This is a genomic window from Pseudomonas sp. CGJS7 (assembly GCF_036961695.1).
The window spans coordinates 1-441 of the sequence record NZ_JBAMDI010000328.1; the positions used below are offsets into that span (position 1 = coordinate 1).

Below are 441 nucleotides of genomic sequence, written 5' to 3' on the forward strand. Positions count from 1 at the left end.
CGCAAGCCCTGCGCTCGGCCTCCTGAAGTCGCAATCTGCGTCGCCTGAACTACCGCGCGCTTAGAAGCAAAAGCCAAAGCAAGAGCAAGAGCAAGAGCAACGGCGTTCTTCCAGGTACACCAGGCCGAGGGCAGCCATGCCGGCGATATCCTTATCCAGATGTCCGGGCAGAACCTCACCGAATGCATCGGCGGTACCGGCCGATCACCGAGTTCGCTTTTGATCTTGCTTCTAAGCGCGCGGTAGTTCAGGCGACGCAGATTGCGACTTCAGGAGGCCGAGTGGAGGCATTGCGGAGGGAGATGACGGGCATGGATGCCCGTCAAGCGCTGAGGCCCCATGGATGGGGCCTGCAGCGCGTGCTCCCGGGAGCAAGGCCGGAGCGAGGGGACCCCGGAGCGCAGCGTAGGGGCCGGATGATGGGAGCCGACGGTTTTTGGT

At 63.0% G+C, this 441-nt stretch carries 1 pseudogene; it reads left to right on the top strand.

Going from position 1 to position 441, the window contains the following annotated elements:
• Nucleotides 1–105: 105 nt before the first annotated feature.
• Nucleotides 106–212 (top strand): annotated as a pseudogene (locus V7787_RS52930) (3-deoxy-7-phosphoheptulonate synthase); the annotation flags it as partial.
• Nucleotides 213–441: the final 229 nt, after the last annotated feature.